1 protein-coding gene is annotated in these 235 nt (G+C 48.5%); it reads right to left on the bottom strand.

The window, feature by feature from the left end:
• The coding region (locus H9X96_RS22610; protein ID WP_187668447.1) for a DUF11 domain-containing protein at positions 1–235 on the bottom strand (235 nt) is incomplete at both ends.

The following is a 235-nucleotide window of genomic DNA, read 5'->3' as shown; positions in this document are numbered from 1 at the left end:
TCACTAGGACCATTATTGTTGGCTACCAGGGTAAATACCACGTTACTGCCTACCGCCGGTGTCGCATTGTCAACAGTTTTAGTCAGAGACCTGTCTGTAGTTGGTGTCGGAACCGGCGTAGAAGTCGAGGTGTTGTTACCTGGTGTCGGATCATTTTCCGTACCGGTAATACTAGCAGTATTGGCATAAATGCCTGTTGCGTTTACCGTGGCGGTAATGGTCATGGTTGAAGTTC

Origin of the sequence: Pedobacter sp. N36a (assembly GCF_014472395.1) — a bacterium.
Classification (GTDB): domain Bacteria; phylum Bacteroidota; class Bacteroidia; order Sphingobacteriales; family Sphingobacteriaceae; genus Pedobacter.
The sequence above is the reverse complement of the archived record's forward strand: the minus strand, read 5'-3'. Positions and strand labels throughout refer to the sequence as shown.